Source organism: Streptomyces sp. P9(2023) (genome assembly GCF_032436795.1).
Lineage (GTDB): Bacteria > Actinomycetota > Actinomycetes > Streptomycetales > Streptomycetaceae > Streptomyces.
The window spans coordinates 1-270 of sequence record NZ_JAUPWM010000487.1 but is presented as its reverse complement, the minus strand read 5'-3'; the positions used below and the strand labels follow the sequence as shown (position 1 = coordinate 270).

Annotated in this window: 1 protein-coding gene; it reads right to left on the bottom strand. The window is 63.3% G+C overall.

Going from position 1 to position 270, the window contains the following annotated elements; translation table 11 throughout:
• Positions 1-66 precede the first annotated feature (66 nt).
• On the bottom strand, positions 67-270 hold a 204-nt coding region (locus Q5762_RS38475; RefSeq protein WP_315896960.1), incomplete at its 5' end, for a phage protein Gp27 family protein.

The following is a 270-nucleotide window of genomic DNA, read 5'->3' as shown; positions in this document are numbered from 1 at the left end:
GCTCGCCGAGCGCCTGAATGATCTCGGCCGTTGTGGCCGGCTGTGCCTCACCGAAGATATTTCGCTTCATTCCACCCCCAGAATTTCTGATTTGATTGCCTCGGCCGTCTCGGCCGACAGCCCCTTGGCCCTGGCCACCGTGGTGACGGCCGCCTTCACCTGCTTTTCAAACTCGGCTTCGACCTTGGCCCGGCGGTCGGTCGAAATCCCCATCGCCTGCGCCGCCGATTTCATGGCCGCTGCCAGTTGCATGGCCTCGACCGGCTTCCA